The sequence below is a fragment of the Nocardia sp. NPDC055029 genome (genome assembly GCF_053608525.1).
The window spans coordinates 157,017-173,213 of sequence record NZ_JBSGVQ010000005.1 but is presented as its reverse complement, the minus strand read 5'-3'; the positions used below and the strand labels follow the sequence as shown (position 1 = coordinate 173,213).

18 protein-coding genes and 1 pseudogene are annotated in these 16,197 nt (G+C 65.5%); 10 read left to right on the top strand and 9 right to left on the bottom strand.

All coding sequences use genetic code 11. From position 1 onward, the window contains the following. Positions 1-280 precede the first annotated feature (280 nt). A complete protein-coding gene (locus ACWF9G_RS07085) occupies positions 281-793 on the top strand; it encodes an ester cyclase (RefSeq protein WP_452514272.1) in 513 nt (170 codons plus the stop codon). A 66-nt stretch (positions 794-859) separates the two neighbouring features. Here ACWF9G_RS07085 and ACWF9G_RS07080 read toward each other — a convergent pair whose 3' ends face one another. Further along, complete coding sequence (locus ACWF9G_RS07080) at positions 860-1,006, bottom strand: hypothetical protein (RefSeq protein ID WP_379303224.1); 147 nt, start codon at positions 1,004-1,006, stop codon at positions 860-862. A 107-nt stretch (positions 1,007-1,113) separates the two neighbouring features. Between ACWF9G_RS07080 and ACWF9G_RS07075 the strand changes: the two genes are divergently transcribed. Beyond that, complete coding sequence (locus ACWF9G_RS07075) at positions 1,114-1,608, top strand: hypothetical protein (RefSeq protein ID WP_452514270.1); 495 nt, start codon at positions 1,114-1,116, stop codon at positions 1,606-1,608. Positions 1,609-1,742: 134 nt separating this feature from the next. On the opposite strand, the gene ACWF9G_RS07070 is transcribed toward ACWF9G_RS07075, so the two are convergent. Beyond that, positions 1,743-2,087, bottom strand: coding sequence for an EthD domain-containing protein (locus ACWF9G_RS07070; RefSeq protein WP_452514267.1), 345 nt, complete (start codon positions 2,085-2,087; stop codon positions 1,743-1,745). A 110-nt stretch (positions 2,088-2,197) separates the two neighbouring features. On the opposite strand from ACWF9G_RS07070, the gene ACWF9G_RS07065 reads away from it, so the two are divergent. Then, positions 2,198-2,686 (top strand): MarR family winged helix-turn-helix transcriptional regulator, encoded by a 489-nt coding sequence (locus tag ACWF9G_RS07065; RefSeq protein ID WP_379303220.1) that lies wholly within the window; start codon positions 2,198-2,200, stop codon positions 2,684-2,686. Between the two features lie 611 nt (positions 2,687-3,297). On the opposite strand, the gene ACWF9G_RS07060 is transcribed toward ACWF9G_RS07065, so the two are convergent. The 3 genes from ACWF9G_RS07060 to ACWF9G_RS07050 form a co-directional block, all read right to left on the bottom strand. Beyond that, the gene (locus ACWF9G_RS07060) at positions 3,298-3,738 is read right to left on the bottom strand and encodes a DUF4265 domain-containing protein (RefSeq protein ID WP_452514265.1); all 441 of its coding nucleotides are present in this window, start codon (positions 3,736-3,738) and stop codon (positions 3,298-3,300) included. A 135-nt stretch (positions 3,739-3,873) separates the two neighbouring features. Next, positions 3,874-4,536, bottom strand: a complete 663-nt coding sequence (locus ACWF9G_RS07055) for a response regulator (protein ID WP_452514264.1) — start codon at positions 4,534-4,536, stop codon at positions 3,874-3,876. After that, on the bottom strand, positions 4,533-5,591 hold the full coding sequence (locus tag ACWF9G_RS07050; RefSeq protein ID WP_452514262.1) for a sensor histidine kinase: 1,059 nt from the start codon (positions 5,589-5,591) through the stop codon (positions 4,533-4,535). The genes ACWF9G_RS07055 and ACWF9G_RS07050 overlap by 4 nt, the downstream gene beginning before the upstream one ends. Positions 5,592-5,866: 275 nt before the next feature. Here ACWF9G_RS07050 and ACWF9G_RS07045 point away from each other — a divergent pair, with 275 nt between their 5' ends. Next, positions 5,867-6,301, top strand: a complete 435-nt coding sequence (locus tag ACWF9G_RS07045) for a DUF6223 family protein (protein ID WP_379303216.1) — start codon at positions 5,867-5,869, stop codon at positions 6,299-6,301. Between the two features lie 265 nt (positions 6,302-6,566). Then, on the top strand, positions 6,567-7,775 hold the full coding sequence (locus ACWF9G_RS07040) for an FAD-dependent oxidoreductase (protein WP_452514260.1): 1,209 nt from the start codon (positions 6,567-6,569) through the stop codon (positions 7,773-7,775). Between the two features lie 368 nt (positions 7,776-8,143). On the opposite strand, the gene ACWF9G_RS07035 is transcribed toward ACWF9G_RS07040, so the two are convergent. Then, on the bottom strand, positions 8,144-8,431 hold the full coding sequence (locus ACWF9G_RS07035) for a WhiB family transcriptional regulator (RefSeq protein ID WP_452514258.1): 288 nt from the start codon (positions 8,429-8,431) through the stop codon (positions 8,144-8,146). Between the two features lie 571 nt (positions 8,432-9,002). Between ACWF9G_RS07035 and ACWF9G_RS07030 the strand changes: the two genes are divergently transcribed. Both ACWF9G_RS07030 and ACWF9G_RS07025 read left to right on the top strand, forming a co-directional pair. Further along, complete coding sequence (locus ACWF9G_RS07030) at positions 9,003-9,605, top strand: sigma 54 modulation/S30EA ribosomal C-terminal domain-containing protein (protein WP_452514256.1); 603 nt, start codon at positions 9,003-9,005, stop codon at positions 9,603-9,605. A gap of 35 nt (positions 9,606-9,640) precedes the next feature. Further along, the gene (locus ACWF9G_RS07025) at positions 9,641-10,612 is read left to right on the top strand and encodes an acyl-ACP desaturase (protein ID WP_452514254.1); all 972 of its coding nucleotides are present in this window, start codon (positions 9,641-9,643) and stop codon (positions 10,610-10,612) included. A gap of 87 nt (positions 10,613-10,699) precedes the next feature. Here the strand turns inward: ACWF9G_RS07025 and ACWF9G_RS07020 are convergent, their stop codons facing one another. Continuing rightward, positions 10,700-11,059 (bottom strand): hypothetical protein, encoded by a 360-nt coding sequence (locus ACWF9G_RS07020; RefSeq protein ID WP_379303206.1) that lies wholly within the window; start codon positions 11,057-11,059, stop codon positions 10,700-10,702. Between the two features lie 241 nt (positions 11,060-11,300). Here ACWF9G_RS07020 and ACWF9G_RS07015 point away from each other — a divergent pair, with 241 nt between their 5' ends. Together ACWF9G_RS07015 and ACWF9G_RS07010 are read left to right on the top strand one after the other, a co-directional pair. Further along, positions 11,301-12,209: a universal stress protein gene (locus tag ACWF9G_RS07015; RefSeq protein ID WP_452514252.1), complete on the top strand. Its 909-nt coding sequence runs from the start codon at positions 11,301-11,303 to the stop codon at positions 12,207-12,209. Between the two features lie 30 nt (positions 12,210-12,239). Further along, a complete protein-coding gene (locus tag ACWF9G_RS07010; protein ID WP_452514250.1) occupies positions 12,240-13,118 on the top strand; it encodes a universal stress protein in 879 nt (292 codons plus the stop codon). A gap of 3 nt (positions 13,119-13,121) precedes the next feature. Here ACWF9G_RS07010 and ACWF9G_RS07005 read toward each other — a convergent pair whose 3' ends face one another. After that, complete coding sequence (locus ACWF9G_RS07005) at positions 13,122-14,120, bottom strand: zinc-binding alcohol dehydrogenase family protein (RefSeq protein ID WP_452514400.1); 999 nt, start codon at positions 14,118-14,120, stop codon at positions 13,122-13,124. A 409-nt stretch (positions 14,121-14,529) separates the two neighbouring features. After that, positions 14,530-15,687: an epoxide hydrolase family protein gene (locus tag ACWF9G_RS07000; protein ID WP_452514248.1), complete on the bottom strand. Its 1,158-nt coding sequence runs from the start codon at positions 15,685-15,687 to the stop codon at positions 14,530-14,532. Between ACWF9G_RS07000 and ACWF9G_RS06995 the strand changes: the two are divergent. Next, positions 15,686-16,146: pseudogene (locus ACWF9G_RS06995) on the top strand (CGNR zinc finger domain-containing protein). The gene ACWF9G_RS07000 and the pseudogene ACWF9G_RS06995 sit on opposite strands and share 2 nt — an antisense overlap. Positions 16,147-16,197: the final 51 nt, after the last annotated feature.

The following is a 16,197-nucleotide window of genomic DNA, read 5'->3' as shown; positions in this document are numbered from 1 at the left end:
CGCGTGACTTCTTCGGCGCCCGCGTGGGTGAAGCATGCATATCGTCATTAGGACTGCGAACCACCAGTGACAGGGCGCGCTGGAACGGAGAATCATCGATGGAGCCGACCAGTCACCTGATGGAGCCGTTTCTCTGGTGGCCGGCCGACTTGAAGGCGAAGCCAGGAGTCCTGACACGCACTGTCATGAGTTCGGACTGCTCACCCAGGTGTCGGCATCATTTTCGCCGTCACCCTCGGGACTTCCTCGAGCCTCCTGTTGATTGTCCAAGGAGAAGACTATGACTAGATCATCAGTTTCTACGGCCTGGGTCGACGAGTTCGCCGAGCGCTGGGGATCCGCCTGGAACTCCCACGACCCCGAGCAGGTCCTCGAACTGCTCACCGACGACATCGTCTACGACGATTCTGCCTGGCCCCAGACCATGCACGGCAAAGCCGACGTGCGCGAATTCCTCGAGCACACCTGGCGCGCGTTTCCCGATCTGACCTTCGAGTTGGTCACCGGCCCGCACGTGGCATCCGATGGCCCGCGAGTCGCCTACTGGTGGAAGGCCGGCGCAACCCACCGAGGCCCGCTCGACCCCCCTGGCATCCCCGCCACCGGCAGGCGCATCGAATTCGACGGCGTCGACATCCACGAGTACCGGGAAGGAAAGGTCGCCAAGCTGCGGATCATCTTCAACATGACCGACATAGCCGCCCAGTTGGGCCTGCTCCCAGCGCCAGGGAGTGGGACAGAGAAGGTCATGGTCGGCATGCAGAAGCTCAGGTCCCGCTTCACCCGTTCCTGAGCACACCCAACGCAGGGTGCGCGGTGTTCCCGGAGGCTGATTCGTGGTGCTCGCGGGGGAGGTCTGTCATCCGTCGTGCCGGTCGTTGCGAAGGTCTGCTTCGAGTCGCTGCGCGCGGCGAGCCTTGCTGGGCAACACGAGCTTGACGGTGATTGCTGCCAATCCTTGTGCCTGGCGGCGGCTGCGCTCGTCGAGATCGAGCGTCAACGCCACCGATGACAGGGCACTCTTCTGGCGGGTTGGTCACAGCGGTCAGGAATCTGCGTTCGTCGATTCCGCGAGGTAACCTGAGGCGCGCGGTACAGCGGGAGGGATGTGGTTTGGCGCAACGCTGGGTGACGATCTGTCTGCCGCCGGATGCGATCGATGACGTGGAAGCCGCGATCACGCGAGCTCTCGCTCCATTCGAGATGCGGCAAGGGTTCCCGGAGCGAGATATGTGGGACACGTGGCGGATTCGGGATGGCGGAGAAGGAGCCGGGTTCTACGTCCGACCGGGTCATGAGGACGATCCTCGGCTGATTCACGACGGCCCCAACCAATTCGGCATCGTGCTGTCCTCCAAGCGAGGCGAGTGCGCGGGCGGCCCGAAGTCCTTGCTGAATGTCGCGGTGCACAACCTGTCATGGCCCGATGTACTCACCCTGGACGGTTGGTGGGTCGAGTCGAGCGGCATTTGCCGACATAAGGATTGGGGCGAGACCACGTCCCGTGAGGACCAACCCGACTGCTTGATACCACCGGGCGGCATCGAAAACTACCTGGAGACACTGCCCGACGACACAGTGCTTGTTCGGGTCTGTTGCCACGGCTAGCAACACCCTCTCTTGCCGCTGGGTGCGCGGTTGGCGAATCCGCTTCTGCCGATCATGTGACGGGCTCTGCGTTGCCTATTCGAAGGACCCGGGCGAGCTGATCATCAGGTCGCCCGAGGCACACTCCGAAGGGCTCAACCGAAGATCGGGGTCTCGGTGGTGTAGAGGAAACGGGTCAGGGAGCGATCGATGAACTGCTCCTCGTCCGCGGCGACGGTGGTGGTGTAGGTGTCGGAGGTGAACCAGTGGGCAGCGTCGGCGATTTCGTCGACCCACACCTCGGCGACGCCGTCGTAGAAGATGCTGTTGACGCCGGGGATCTCGTCGTCGGTGGGCAGGAGCTGCACGTAGCGCCGGACCGGGACTTCAACGCCGGGCAGGCTCGCGATCAGCGGGGTGTGCTTGTTCGTCCAGTAGTCCACGAACTCCTCGTGGGTGAGGTCGGCCCGCCGGGTCAGGAAGATGCTGATTTTGATCATCGAAGGTTCCTCTAGGTCGAGATTTTACTTGCCTGGGCAACTCACAAGGTAGACGGATTCACTTGCCTGGGCAATAGATATCTGTTTCCTTGGCAAGTAAAATGCTCTACATGGACGAACCGTCACCGTGGCTCGACGCCGAGCAGCAGGAGCTTTGGCAGGACCTTCTCACCGTCGTGATCGCGCTCCCCTCGGCCCTGGACCGCCAGTTGCAGCGCGACGCCGGTATGTCGAACTTCGAGTACAGCGTGCTGGCACGGTTGTCGATGGCCGATCAGGACACCATGCGGCTCAGCGAGCTGGCCCGCGACTGCGACAGCACGCTCCCGCGGCTGTCGAAGCTGATGGACCGCTTCGAGGCACGCCAGTGGATCCTTCGCCGAATCGACCCGAGCGACGGCCGCTACACCCTGGCCACGCTGACCGAGGCAGGTCGGCAGAAGGTGGTCGACAGCGCGCCCGGACATGTCGAGCAGGTGCGTCGTCTCGTCTTCGACCCGCTGACGGCCGCGCAACGCCGCCACCTCGGCGCTGCGCTTTCCCGCGTCGCCGAGACCGTGCGGCGGGAGATCGCCGCCGGTCCCGGTCCCATCCACTGAGGGAAACGGCATGCCGAGCCGCGACCGCACACTAATGACTATCGCTGGGATTGCGCGATCTTGTGCAGTATCGGTTCAGCCCTCGCCTGGAGACCGCTTGTGCCGCGCGGCATATTACGATGGCCACACCGGTAACGGGCCCACAACTCGAACCCGCCACCCATCCCACTGCTCATCGGGGTCGGCCGATACTCCGGCCATGCGCCGACGACCAGAATTCGAAAACCACTGCCCTCCGGGAGTTTTCGCACCGCCGCGAATCCATCGAACACATCGTCGCTATCGGCGACCCATTCCCCGCCCGCCCCATCGGTCAACGTGACTCGCCATCGACTTGTATCAAGGGCTCTCGCTGTCACCGACCGGCGCTGGATGCGTCCGTCGGGCGAACGCACCGCCACCAGATCGCGGCATTCGCCGCGCAACTCATCGGACCTCACAGGTCCCCCCGACCACCGCCATTTCAGCGAACTGTAATGCCGCGACCCGCGCGGTTAGCTGTGGCTCGGCGGCCAAACGCCAAGGTATGCCGATGGGTAGCCGGATAACAGCCTTATGGGCGTCCGGTCGCGTGCTGCCGCCGGCGGCGAACCACGGCCATGGCGGCGGGTCTACTTCACGTCGCCGGCCTGGAACTGTTCGACATCGCCCCACTCCCACGCGATCCGTCCGTCGTCAGCAGCGTCCTTGATCAGCGCCCACACGATATCGATGTTGCTGCCGGGAGGCAGGTCGATCGCGATATGGCGGTCCCCGTTCCATTCCGATGTCAGGCGGCATCGCGCTGTGGCGTCGTCGATGGCGCCGTGCAGTTGTGTGGCCTCGTCGTCTGACAGCGTCGGCAGCAGGAGGACGCGGAAGACGCGGTGCCCGGACTTCTCGAGCAGTTCTGTCACCTGCTGACCGGCCGGATCCAACCCCACTCGATCACCGAGCGCGAGGCCGTAGACGCGGAAGGGGATGCAGGCAACCTCGAACGTGTCCTCACCCCGCGACGTGAGCCAGAGCTGTTCGAGGGAGGACGGAAAGCCGTATGGTTCGAGGTTGGCCATGGCTATGTAATCGGAATTATCACGGCCAACCGGTGATTCATGAGTGATGTAGTAAGGTCCGGGCAATTGGGCGACTCTCTATCTGGCGGGACGGCGCGACACCGGTGTGCCCTCACCTGTGGAGGAGGACAGACGTCATAGGTTGCGCGGGGTGACCAAGCCTGATTCGTAGGCCAGGACGACCAACTGGGCGCGGTCTCGGGCGTGGAGTTTGGTCATGGCCCGGTTGACGTGGGTTTTCGCGGTGAATGGGCTGATGACCATATGGTCGGCGATCTCGTCGTTGGACAGGCCCTGAGCAACGAGAGTCACAGCCTCGCGTTCCCGGATTGTCAGTCCGTCCAGCCGGGTCGCGGTGCCGGTCGTCATCGGCTGTGAGACATACCGGTTGATCAGTCGACGGGTGATCGAGGGGGCGAGCAGAGCATCGCCGCGGGCCGCGACGCGAACGGAATGCAGGAAGTCTTCCGGTCGGATGTCTTTGACCAGGAACCCGGCGGCGCCGGCACGAAGGGCATGAAAGACGTATTCGTCCAGGCCGTAGTTGGTGAGGATTACGACATGCACCCCAGCCAGAGCGGGGTCTGCCGCGATGTGTCGTGTCGCCTCGATGCCGTCGAGAACGGGCATCTGGACGTCGATGAGCGCTACATCGGGCAGGTGCTGCCGCGCCAGGGTGAGGGCTTCGCTTCCATCGGCGGCCTCGGCCACCACCTCGATATCGTCTTCGAGGTCGAGAAGAGCACGGAATCCACTGCGAATGAGCGGTTGGTCATCGACCAGCAGGACACGGATCACGCCGGGGCCACCGGAAGTTCCGCGCGGACGCCGAAGCCACCCTCGCTGCGCGGCGCCGCAGATAAGCGTCCGCCCAGTGCCGCGACTCGTTCGTGCATCCCGAGCAGCCCGACCCCGTACGCCGGCGCACCATCGAGCATGGCCTTGCCGTCGTCATCAACCTTCACGACCACCAGGTCGGGGCAGTAGTCGATGTGGACCGAAGCCGTCGCCGCGTCTGCGTGCCGGGAGATGTTGGTCAGCGATTCCTGAACGATCCGGTAGACGGTTCGGTCCACAGCGGCCGGAACGTTCCGATGTTGTCCCTCGATAGTCAATGTTGCGTCCAAACCCGTTGCGCCGAACCGTTCCAGCAGCTCCGGAACATGCTCAAGACCGTACCGAGGCGCGGCCACGTCCTCGCGCAGTGCCTCCAATGTCGCACGTAGTTCCCGGGCTGCTTCCCTGCCGGCCTCCCGGATCGCCAGCAGCGCCTCCGGCACTTGTTCGCCGCGTTTGCGGGCGACGTGAACCGCGGCCTCGGACTGGATCTTGATCACCGAGATCTGGTGGGTGAGCGAGTCATGCAATTCCCGCGCGATATGCAACCGCTCCTCATCGGCTCGGCGCCGCGCGGTCTCCTCCCGAGTGCGTTCGGCTTCATCAGCGCGCCGCTCGGCTTGGCGCAGCGCCTCACCGGCCGCACCGGCCGCGATCAACCACGCCAGTTGCAGCGCGTCGCGTGCCTGGGCGAAAGCCTCACCCAGCGGCCAATGGGGATGAGCGAGCAGCATCGCGAACGGCAGCGCGAGCACCATCAGTATCGACCCCGCCACTGCGACGAGTCGCTGCCCCGCCCGAACAGTGGCGTACAGCGCGACCAGGAACCCGATAGCGGGAATCTCGAAACCGATTGCCTGATAACCCAACACACACAATCCCGAGATCGCCAGGACAGCGATCGGAGCCCGCCTACCCGCGGCGAGCGAGAGCCCGGCGATCATCAACAGCGCATAGCCAAGCGCATCGAGATTCGTGGAATCCCGGTGCCCGGACAATGCGGTGACCAGCAGCACGGCCGAGACCGCGACGGAGACCGCCCAGTCTGCGATGCCGATCCGCGCCCTGCTCATGGGTGCACCCTAGCCGCAATCGCGTAGCAGCAAATCCGGCGCACGGACGATCAACCGCCTACCACGAACGCGGTAGTTCCGCGACGGCTACGGCATACGCAGCAGTCGACTACCGCACCGAACTCAGCACGAATTGTCCACGCCTGCACGACGATCAGCGGTGTCTCCGGCGACATGATGAAGCGCGAGCACGTCACCGAACGTTGAAGGAGCGCCCGATGTCTGTCCGTTATCTCCCTGCCGTCGTTGCAGCGGCCCTACTCGGAAGTATCGCGGTTGCCGCACCGGCTGCGGCCGAGGTCGAACGCAGCGCCGCCGATGCCGGGTTGACCTCCGGCCGACTCGGGCCCACCGTGACTGCGCTGCTGGGACTCACAGCAATAGTGATCGGCACCCGCGCGTTCACTCGGGTCGGCCGAAGCGGCATCGGCAACGGCCGGTACCAGGCTGTGCTGGCGCTGGTCTCAGGGCTGGTCAGCCTGGCTCTGGGGAGCTGGTTCGCGGTCACAGCCGAGGGTGGTCCCGGTACCGGCAACGGGATAGTCGGGGCCTGGGCAGCCATGGTGTTCGGACTGATCGCGCTGGTCCTCGGCGCGCTGACACTGAACCGATCCCGCCAGGCCATTTCCACGCCGCCCGCGAATCCCTCGTGATCGGAATCCGCTGACCGCCAAACAAATCCGCGACCGGCCCCTGCGACCCGGTGGCCAGGCCGGGGAAGTGCTCGGCCTGGCCACCGTCGCGAATCTCGTGCAGCACAACGACTGGCCGCCGTCGGAGCCCCGATGCGGTTCGTAGCGATCGGCGAACCATGCGTCAACTAGTAGTTGACGATACGCCATTCGTCAACTACTAGTTGACGCATGGCGATAGTTCGTGAGTGGTTTCGCCGACAGCACATCGAACCGAGGAGTCGCAATGGAAGCCTTCGAAAGCGCAGCGCGTGAGCAAGCCGAGTCATCGGGCAGGCGGGCGACGGTCGTCGGCGCAGGGATCGCAGGCTTGGCTGCCGCGTTGCGATTGCGTCAGCAGGGCTGGGACGTCGTCGTGGTCGAACGCGCGCCGAGTCGCCGCAGTAGCGGTTACCTGGTGAACCTGCATGGACCCGGATATGCCGCTACCGAGCGGCTCGGGCTGCTACCGGCGTTGACCCCGCGCGATATCGGATTCTTCACCTCGGTCCTCGTCCACGCCGACGGCCGGGAGAAGTTCAGGATTCCCGCCGCTGTCACCGAGGCCGCCGTCGGGAACCGGGCCTTGAGCTTGTTCCGCGGCGATTTGGAGTCAGCGCTGTACGACGCGGTCGCCGAGTTCGCCGATATCCGTTTCGGCACCACGGTGCGGGCCATTACCCAGACCCCGGGGGCGGTCGAAGTCACCCTCAGCGACGACACCCACCTCCACACCGAACTCCTCGTCGGCGCCGACGGCGTGCACTCCCGGGTTCGGGAGCTCGTATTCGGTGCCGAGTCCGAGTATTTCGTGGACCTGGGCCATATGGTCGGCGCATTTCCGCTGGAAACACCGTCCGCCCACATGCCCGATGGTGTCGGCACCACGTATATCGGTCCCGGACGTACGGCCGCGGTGATGAACCTGGGACCGGAAAGGTCCTCGGCGTTCTTCGCCTACCGCAGCCCCGCCCCTGACACCGAACTCGCTCTCGGTGCCGCACCCGCCCTTACCCGAGCGTTCGGGGATCTCGGCGGCGGTGTCGCCGACGCACTCCGTCAGCTCGACGCCGAGCCCGGCACCGCCTACTTCGATTCGGTCGGCCAGATCGTGATGGACCGCTGGAGTCGGGGCCGAGTCGTCCTGCTCGGCGACGCGGCCTGGTGCGTAACGGTATTCGCCGGTTACGGCGCCGCCCTCGCCCTCGACGGCGCCGACCGGCTCGGCACCGCGCTGGCGACACACGGCGACGACATTCCCGCCGCCCTCGACACCTGGGAGACCGCGTTGCGCCCGGAGGTGAAGAAGCGACAGGCGTTGGCGCGGAGGGGAATCAGCCGATTCGCCCCGCCGTCACGCACCCATGTGTGGGCGGGCGAACTAGTGCTCCGCGCAATCCAGCTCCCCGGCATCCGCAGCCTGGTCCGACGCTCCATCCAACGCGCCAACAACTAACCGCCGAGTCCGCTGATCGGCCGGGCTCAGCGGACTACTCGGCGGCGAGCCCGGCGCACGAGGCCGCGGACAATCTCCGCGACTCGGCCGGTCGTGCACAACGCCCGTCACGAAGCGCGCCTTTGCTCCTCCACTCGATGCACCCCCACAAACGGTAGACCCGTAGATCAACGACTGAAGTGCGGTGAACAGGACCGACGGAACGTGGCTGGGGCTGGTCAGCTTCACGCTGGTCACCGGCAATGGGCACGAACAGCTTCAGCTCCATCAGTGGTGTCCCGCGCATGTGCTGAGCCCAGTGGAACAGCAGACGACGATTCCTTGGTCTCCGCCGTCCTTCTCGGCCACACTTTCCACAACTGCCGAGCTCACGGGACTACCCCACGGTTGCTGATGGATTCGTTCTCGCACAGGTCGCGGAGTAGCGCAAGAGCACCGCGTCGGGGAGTTATCCCTGAGCCCATGTCCACTCCCGCAAAGATGCCTTGGGTAATGCTGTTCACCAGGGCGAACGACGCGCATTCGCGAACGACCATGCAGTCGCCGCAGATGCGCCGAGCCACCGTCACGTATCTGGCTCGGTTTATGCGTGGTGGAAAGAAGACGTCCGGGTAGACATTTTGACATGCAGCCCGCTGCCGCCATTCCGCTTGCATCCACACCTCACTTGGTCGGACCAATTGTCTACTGCTGTCACAGCTTCCATTTGCGCCGCCGACCTGGCAAAGGGCCTTCCGGCCTCGACTCAGAGGACCGAAGTCCCATCGGCGAAACCAGCAGATCGGTCGCCGCGCGCGTGTTCCTGGCTGAGAGGATTGTGAGGAAGTGCCAACGCGAATCATCTTGTGTAACAGTCTTCCTCGATTCGACATCGAGCTCTGTCGGTGACGGCACGATCGGACTCTCGCGCCACAGGTAGGAAATGACGAAAGTCCCTATGCGGATAGACCGTCGGCTCTGCACTGATGTCGACGGCCGCGGCAGTGTGGTGTGCATTGGCACCACCTCGGTGGTGCGGGTGCAAGAGCTGAGGACGAAGAGTTGCTACCGATATCGCAAGCGTGGTCTACGACGAGATATCCAGAGATAGTCGTTTTCGCCGCCGGGTGTGTGCCGAAACTCGAGGGTCAACGTTTCGCTGGAGCGGTTGCCCGGCTGCTCCGCAAGGAGGGTGTCACCGGTGGCTGTCGGCTGCGGATCGCTGGTGCGCAGGGCCGCGAAGCGCCGATGTTGGTGCAGGTCAATCTGAGTATCGGTGGCCCGGCTCGAATCCAGGTTCCGACGAGCGGTCCAGGCGATGCGCTGCCGGTTGTTGCTCGAGTCGAAGAAAGACTGGCCCGGCGGGGGGTGTGCTGGCGGCCCCGTCCGTGGCCGGATCCGACACGGCCTGCCCTCGCGGTGGCGGGGCCGGGACGCCTGACGCGTCGAAAGATGGTGGCTCCGGTCACGTGCGGCCCATACGCGGCGGCACAGGTGATGGACGCGATGGACTACGACGTGCATTTCTTCGTCGATGCCGAGACCGGCCAAGATGCTGTCGTCTACCGCGCCGGACCGTACGGAGTACGCATGGCCCGTCAACGCGAGCTCCGTCCGCCACGTGCGGGTGTCGGTGTGGACACCACACCGATCATCCTGACCCCTCGGTGTGCACCGGTTCTCACCGAACCCGAGGCCGTGATTCGGATGTGCGGGTACGGGCTGCCGTTTCTGTTCTATACCGATGACGGCTCCGGGCGTGGCCATCTGCTCTATCGCCGATACGACGCCGACCTGACCCTGCTCACCCCCGCTGATTCCGGGGCCTGCGACAGCACTCGAACCTGCTGAATCCCTTCCTCGACATCGAAAGGCAGACAAGGACAGTGGCACGCCTGCTGACCCAACGCGAGATCCTCACCGAGCTCGAACCTGTTGCCGAGACCGCGGTGAACAAGCACCTGGCCATGGCCAAGGACTGGCATCCGCACGACTATGTCCCCTGGGAGGACGGCCGCAACTTCGCCTTGCTCGGTGGAACCGATTGGGAGCCAAGACAATCCAGGCTCTCCGAGGTCGCCAAAGCGTCACTGATCACCAACCTGCTCACCGAGGACAATCTTCCCTCCTATCACCGTGAGATCAGCGAGAACTTCTCCCGCGACGGTGCGTGGGGGACCTGGATCGGACGGTGGACTGCCGAAGAAGCCCGCCATTCCATCGTCCTTCGTGACTATCTTGTCGTGACTCGTGGCGTCGACCCGGTCGCGCTCGAGAACGACCGGATGACACATGTGGGGGCTGGGTTCAGTGCGCCCGCCGACCAGGCCATAGCCGGCCAGCCCGGATTCCTGTACTCGGTGGCGTATGTGTCGTTCCAGGAATTGGCCACCCGTGTCAGTCACCGCAATACGGCAGCCGTGTGTGAGGATCCGGTCGCCGACCGGATGCTCGCCCGGATCGCCGCCGACGAGAACCTGCATATGATCTTCTATCGGACCCTCTGCGGGGCTGCCCTGGATGTGGCGCCCGACCAGACCATCGATGCCGTCGCGGCCATCGTGCGCAACTTCCGGATGCCTGGCACCGGAATGCCGAACTTCCGCCGCCACGGCGTCCTGATGGCCAAACACGGCATCTACGACCTACGCCAGCATCTGGAGGAGGTCCTCCAACCGGTGCTACGGCACTGGAGGATCTTCGAGCGCGACGACTTCGGCCCGGTGGGTGAGCGGGCACGCGACGATCTCGCAGAATTCCTCCACGATCTCGAACGCACCCGCGTTCCCCGGTTCGAGGAGCAACGGGACCGGGCGCTCGCCCGGGAGAAGGCCAAGGCCGGGGCCGACCCGCGCTGACCTACCGCCGCCTGGCGAGTCCGACTCGGACAATCTGAGATGTGAGGGTGGATCGACGGCTGCGATCGAGCGGTCGGGCAAGGTGGACTATCTGGTTCGTGTGTCCGTCGGGTCGCTCGCCGCCGCAGCATGCACCTTGTAGAGCACGACCTGCTCATTGGTGAACGGTATGACAGTGGCTGGGCTGGCGTTCGCCTGGCGCGGCACCATGTGCACCGGGAGGTTCGGCCGAAGCTCGAGCACGAAGTCGCGCATGGCATTTCGGTCGGGATCGTCGAGTCCGCCGCCGATGACGACCAGATCGACTGAACCATCGGTTACCGTCGCCTCAACGATCGCGCGATCGTTGGTTGCCATGACGTCGCGGCCGAATCTGCGCAGCTCTTCCGCGAGCACATCGAGTGTCGACTGCCGTCGTCCGATGAGCAAGATCCTGGGTTCGGTCATCGTGAAATCCTAAGGCGGGCATTACGGCATTGTCGACGATGCGTGCGGTAGGGCAGGGCCGCGACCCGCCACACCACCGATCGGTTCCCGAAACCCTCTCCGCCCCCATGCAACAATGCCGAACATGGACCACTCGTCGGCGACCAGTGGGCGGCCCCCGGTGACGGAAACCCTGTCCCAGCTGCGGTTACGTGAACTTCTCGCTGAGGTGCAGGAAAGAATCGCCCACTGAGGGATGGACTTGACACAGCACAGCGAGAACGCGCACCGCTCGACGTCGGCTCCCGTCGTCGTCGGCATCGATGGCTCCGACGCATCGGCCGCAGCCCTGCGATGGGCTGCCCGTCTCGCCGCCGATCGGGACCGCGAGCTGCACATCATCCACGCCATGAACCCGGTGGCCGCGGTGACACCCCACAATGCCTACGACGCGTTCGCGTTTGCGACCATGCAGGACATCCGGCTCGCCGCCGAACGCGAGCTCGCCGCCGCGAGCGACCAGGCCAAGGCCGCCGCGCCGGACATCTCGGTGACCACCGAGCTCAGCACCGGAAACCCGGCCGCGACGCTCATCGAATGCTCGGCCACGGCCTACCTTGTCGTTCTGGGCGCGACAGGATCCACCGGCACCCTCGCCCATCTCGGCTCGACCCTGCTTGCCGTGAGTTCGCACGCGCGCGGTGCGGTCGTCACCGTCCGCGGCCCCGATCCTGACCGACGGACGGGCCCGGTCGTCGTCGGTGTCGACGGCAGCGAGGTCGGTGAGCCCGCCATCGGGGCGGCGTTCGCGGAGGCGTCTGCGCGGGGGGTCGAACTCGTCGCGGTCCACGCGTGGAGCGATCTGTCCCAAGGTGCCTTCGGCGGCTCGGGCTACCTCGAGTTGCCGATCGCGGACTTCGAGGAGGCCGAATCGGCGCTGCTCGCCGAGCGGCTGGCCGGGTGGACGGAGCGTTTCCCCGATGTCGCGGTGCGGCGAGAGGTCGAGGTTTTCGGACCGCGCGAACGACTGGCCACGTGGTCGCGGACCGCTCAACTCCTGGTGGTCGGCAGCCGGGGCAGAGGTGGTTTCCGCGGATTGCTGCTCGGCTCGACCAGCAATTGGCTGGTACAGCACGCCGACTGCCCGGTAATGGTCGTCCACCCCGGCTGAAGTGACATCGAGAGCTCAGAAAGGCGAACCATGACCCCGCACTCCGATCGGAATCGCCCTGTCGTCGTCGGAACCGACGGTTCCGAACAATCGCTGACCGCGCTTCGCTGGGCAGCGCGGTATGCCGCGCACCACCGCGCGCCGTTGCAGATCGTCTACGTCATCGATGTCCCAGTGGAGTACGGACCTGGTGTTTCCGGGCCGCTCTTCGACCAGGAAAGGCTGCGTGAGCACGGCGAGTCCGTTGTCGCGGCGGGCGCCGCAGCCGCCGCGGAGGTCGTCGGGCCGATCGCCGACATCCCGATCGAGACGGCCGCGGCAATGGGAACGACGGTGGCGGTCCTGCGCCACTACAGCGCGTCAGCGCGATTGCTCGTCGTCGGCAGCCGAGGGCGCGGCGCGATACGACGCACCCTGCTCGGATCGGTCAGCACATCGCTTGCTCGACACTCCGACTGTCCGGTAGCGGTGATCCCTGAGCAGGAGGCCGATTCCGGCGGCCGCGTGGTTGTCGGTGTCGACGGGTCCGCCTGTAGTGCCGACGCGGTCGCGATCGCGTTCGAAGAGGCCTCCCAGCGCGGGGCCCGGCTGGTCGCTGTCCATGCGTGGTCGGAGTTCTTCCGTTACGAGGCCCGCGCCACCATGCAGACCGAAGGCGAGGCGCTGCTGGCGGAGAGCCTGGCCGGGTATGCCGAGAAGTACCCCGGTGTGGAGGTCGGACGTCTCGTGGTCGAAGACAAACCCGCCAGGGCGGTACTCGACTTGTCCGCCACAGCTCAACTCGTGGTGGTCGGCAGCCGAGGCAGGGGCGGGTTCTCCGGGATGACTCTCGGATCGGTCGCCCAGGCGGTCCTGCACGGCGTGGCTTGCCCGCTGATCATCGCCCGGTGCGAAGCTGGAGACGACTGACGGTCACGGCACAAGCACCGCCGCACCGTCGAAACCGCCTCGTGCCAGGTCGACCAGTGCGCGATCGGCCTGATCGAGTGGATACCGATGTGTGGTGACTGCCAGCCGATGCCGTTGTGCCACCGCGAGGAATTCTCGGGCCTGCGCCCGGGTATTGGCGGTGACACTGCGAATCTGGCGTTCTCGGAACAGGTGTCGCTGGTAGTTCAACGGCGGAACATCGGTCAGATGGATGCCGGCGATCGCCAGTGTCCCGCCGGCGTCGAGGGCTTCCAGCGCGTGCGGCACCAGTTCACCGACCGGCGCGAACAGGATCGCCGAGTCCAGCGCTTCCGGGGGGTGATCCGCCGCGCCTTGCGCTGAATCCGCGCCGAGCGCAAGAGCCAGTTCCCTGGCCGCGGCGTCCCGGGTCATCACATGGACCCGGGCACCTCGGGCAAGGGCTACCTGCGCGGTCAGGTGCGCGCTGCCGCCGAACCCGTAGATTCCGAGCACCCCGTCCGCGGGGACCTCGGCGCGCGTCAACGCGTGGTATCCGATGATCCCCGCACACAGCAGCGGTGCCAGCTCCTCGTCGCTGTATCCCTCGGGCAAGGGCAGGGCGAACTCAGCGGGAACGGTGGTGAATTCGGCGTATCCGCCGTCGGCATCCCACCCCGTGTAGCGCGATCGCGGGCACAGATTCTCAGCTCCGCGCGTGCAGTAGTGGCACACTCCGCATGTGTACCGCAGCCAGGGAATACCGACCCGGTCACCCACCGCGATGTCGGCGTAGTCGCGGGGAGCCTCCACCACCTCGGCGACGATCTCGTGTCCCGGGATCACCTGCTGCCGGTGGACCGGCAGATCACCTTCCACCACGTGAAGATCGGTTCGGCAGACTCCGCAGGCGAGCACACGCACCAGCAGCTCGCCGACGCCGGGTACCGGGACAAGCTCCCGTCGCCACCGAAGGGGGCCGGTTGCGACCTGGCCGGGGTGATCGACTCGCCATGCTCGCATCATGTCGTCGCTCCGAGGATAGGTTCGATCGTCACCGTCGACCCTGGCACCCTCAGCCGCGAACCGACAAGGGGCGCAGGTCCTGAGGAGGGGCATTCGGCAACACACCAAGGACCCTTCGGTGAGGGCGTTTGTGCCCTGCACCCGAGGGGGAGTTGTCCAGGAAGATCGAAGGCAGTGCCTGTCGAACGCGAGAGGGAGGCCATGAGATGCCAGCACGTCATGCATCCCCCGTTGTGGTCGGCGTCGGCGGCTCGGACGCGAAAGGACGTGAGTGCGTGCACTCGGGTGCTGCCGGCTAGCCCTGAATCTGTGATCGGCCGCCAGATTTGGGATGCTCGCCTGGTCGAGCATTCGGCGCGCAGCTCAGCTCCTCGGACTGCATCCGAATCCGGGGCGCTAGCCGCGTTCACCGAGTGGCGGCCAGTACTGCCGCGAGGCCTTCTCGCAGGTCCTTGACGAAGTACTCGGGAACCTCGAGCGATGGGAAGTGTCCCCCGGTCGCGGGCGTCGTCCATCGGACGATCTGCCGGTACCGCTGCTGTGCCCAGGGTCGCGGACACTTCTCGGTATCGCGGGGGTACATGGTGAGGGCCGACGGGACATCGACCCGGAGTTCGGGGTCCAGCGAGTTGTGACTTTCGTAGTAGAGACGGGCCGCTGATGCGCCGGTCCGGGTGAGCCAATACAGGGTGACGTCGTCGAGAATGCGGTCTCGGGACATCGTCTCGAACGGGCTGTCCTCGGTATCGCTCCACTCGGCGAATTTGTCGAGGATCCAGGCGAGGAGCCCCACCGGTGAGTCGACGAGCGAGTAGCCGATGGTCTGCGGTCGGGTCGCCTGCTGCTTGGCGTATGCCGCACGGTGGCGCCAGAAATCGCGGGTTTCCTCGGTCCATGTGCGCTCGGCCGCCGTCAGCCCGTCCGTAGTCAGCCCGGGTGGTGCCTCCGCGAACGTTGTGTGGATGCCGAGAACCTGTGCCGGGAATCGGCCGCCGAGAACTGTGGTGATATTGCCGCCCGAGTCGCCGCCGTGGGCTACGAACGTGCCGTAGCCGAGCCTTCCCATCAGTTCCACCCATGCGGCCGCGATCTTTTCGGTTCCCCACCAGGTCGTGGCCGGCTTGTCGCTGTAACCGAAGCCCGGTAGCGACGGAACCACAACATGGAACGCCGGCGCGCCTGCCTCTTTCGGGTCTGCCAGCTCGTCTATGACATCGATGAATCGAGCAATGCTGTCCGGCCAGCCGTGCGTCAGGATCAGGGGAGTGGCATCTGCGCGCGCGGAGCGGCGGTGCAGGAAATGGATCCCCAGACCATCAATGAGCGTGCGGAACTGGCCAATTCGGTTGAGGCGCTCTTCGAACGATCGCCAGTCGTACCCGGTGCGCCAGTAGTTCACGACCTCGACGAGGTCGGCTAGCGGCACACCCTGGCCCCATCGGCGAGCGTCGGGTGCGGCGCGATAGACCGTTTCAGCTTCCGGCAGTCGCGCCGCAGCCAATCGCGCGCGCAGATCGTCGAGGTCGGCGTCGGTTGCGTGGGCTTCGAATGCTCGGACGCGCATTCCCACGCCGCAGCGACTCGTCGACTGGCTGGCCGAGTACGGCCTCGGTGTGGACTCCTGCACGACCGCCCAGCTCGAACGTGCTCGGGAACTGAGGGAATCGATTCACGCCGCCGCGACAGCGGCCGCGATCCACGACGTCCTTCCTGTGTCTGCAGTCCACGTCATCAATGACTTCAGCATCCAGGGTCGGGCCGCGGCCGTCCTGACGGCGGAGGGCAACCGTCGATGGCAACTCGGCTCGGCTTCCTGCGTCGAAGATGCCCTGGGTGTCATCGCTGTCGACGCGATCAGCATCATCGCGGTGAACGAGACGGAAGATTGGCCTTGTGCGCAGCGCCGACCTGCCGGGCTGCCTTCTTCGACACCAGCCAGAGCCGCACCCGCAAATGGTGCGATATGAACACGTGCGGGAATCGCCAGAAGAAGGCACGCTTCAACGCCAACCAGCGCAAATAACCAGAGGCTGACAACGCGCGGGCGACCTCGCGCGGGCCGCCGACCTGTACG

What these genes read in the sequence shown, in the direction of transcription:
- ACWF9G_RS07085 (WP_452514272.1), top strand. Translation starts at nt 281, where the DNA reads ATGACTAGATCATCAGTTTCTACGGCCTGGGTCGACGAGTTCGCCGAG.
- ACWF9G_RS07070 (WP_452514267.1), bottom strand. Translation starts at nt 2,087, where the DNA reads ATGATCAAAATCAGCATCTTCCTGACCCGGCGGGCCGACCTCACCCAC.
- ACWF9G_RS07065 (WP_379303220.1), top strand. Translation starts at nt 2,198, where the DNA reads ATGGACGAACCGTCACCGTGGCTCGACGCCGAGCAGCAGGAGCTTTGG.
- ACWF9G_RS07060 (WP_452514265.1), bottom strand. Translation starts at nt 3,738, where the DNA reads ATGGCCAACCTCGAACCATACGGCTTTCCGTCCTCCCTCGAACAGCTC.
- ACWF9G_RS07045 (WP_379303216.1), top strand. Translation starts at nt 5,867, where the DNA reads ATGTCTGTCCGTTATCTCCCTGCCGTCGTTGCAGCGGCCCTACTCGGA.
- ACWF9G_RS07040 (WP_452514260.1), top strand. Translation starts at nt 6,567, where the DNA reads ATGGAAGCCTTCGAAAGCGCAGCGCGTGAGCAAGCCGAGTCATCGGGC.
- ACWF9G_RS07035 (WP_452514258.1), bottom strand. Translation starts at nt 8,431, where the DNA reads ATGCAAGCGGAATGGCGGCAGCGGGCTGCATGTCAAAATGTCTACCCG.
- ACWF9G_RS07030 (WP_452514256.1), top strand. Translation starts at nt 9,003, where the DNA reads ATGTTGGTGCAGGTCAATCTGAGTATCGGTGGCCCGGCTCGAATCCAG.
- ACWF9G_RS07020 (WP_379303206.1), bottom strand. Translation starts at nt 11,059, where the DNA reads ATGACCGAACCCAGGATCTTGCTCATCGGACGACGGCAGTCGACACTC.
- ACWF9G_RS07010 (WP_452514250.1), top strand. Translation starts at nt 12,240, where the DNA reads ATGACCCCGCACTCCGATCGGAATCGCCCTGTCGTCGTCGGAACCGAC.
- ACWF9G_RS07005 (WP_452514400.1), bottom strand. Translation starts at nt 14,120, where the DNA reads ATGCGAGCATGGCGAGTCGATCACCCCGGCCAGGTCGCAACCGGCCCC.
- ACWF9G_RS07000 (WP_452514248.1), bottom strand. Translation starts at nt 15,687, where the DNA reads ATGCGCGTCCGAGCATTCGAAGCCCACGCAACCGACGCCGACCTCGAC.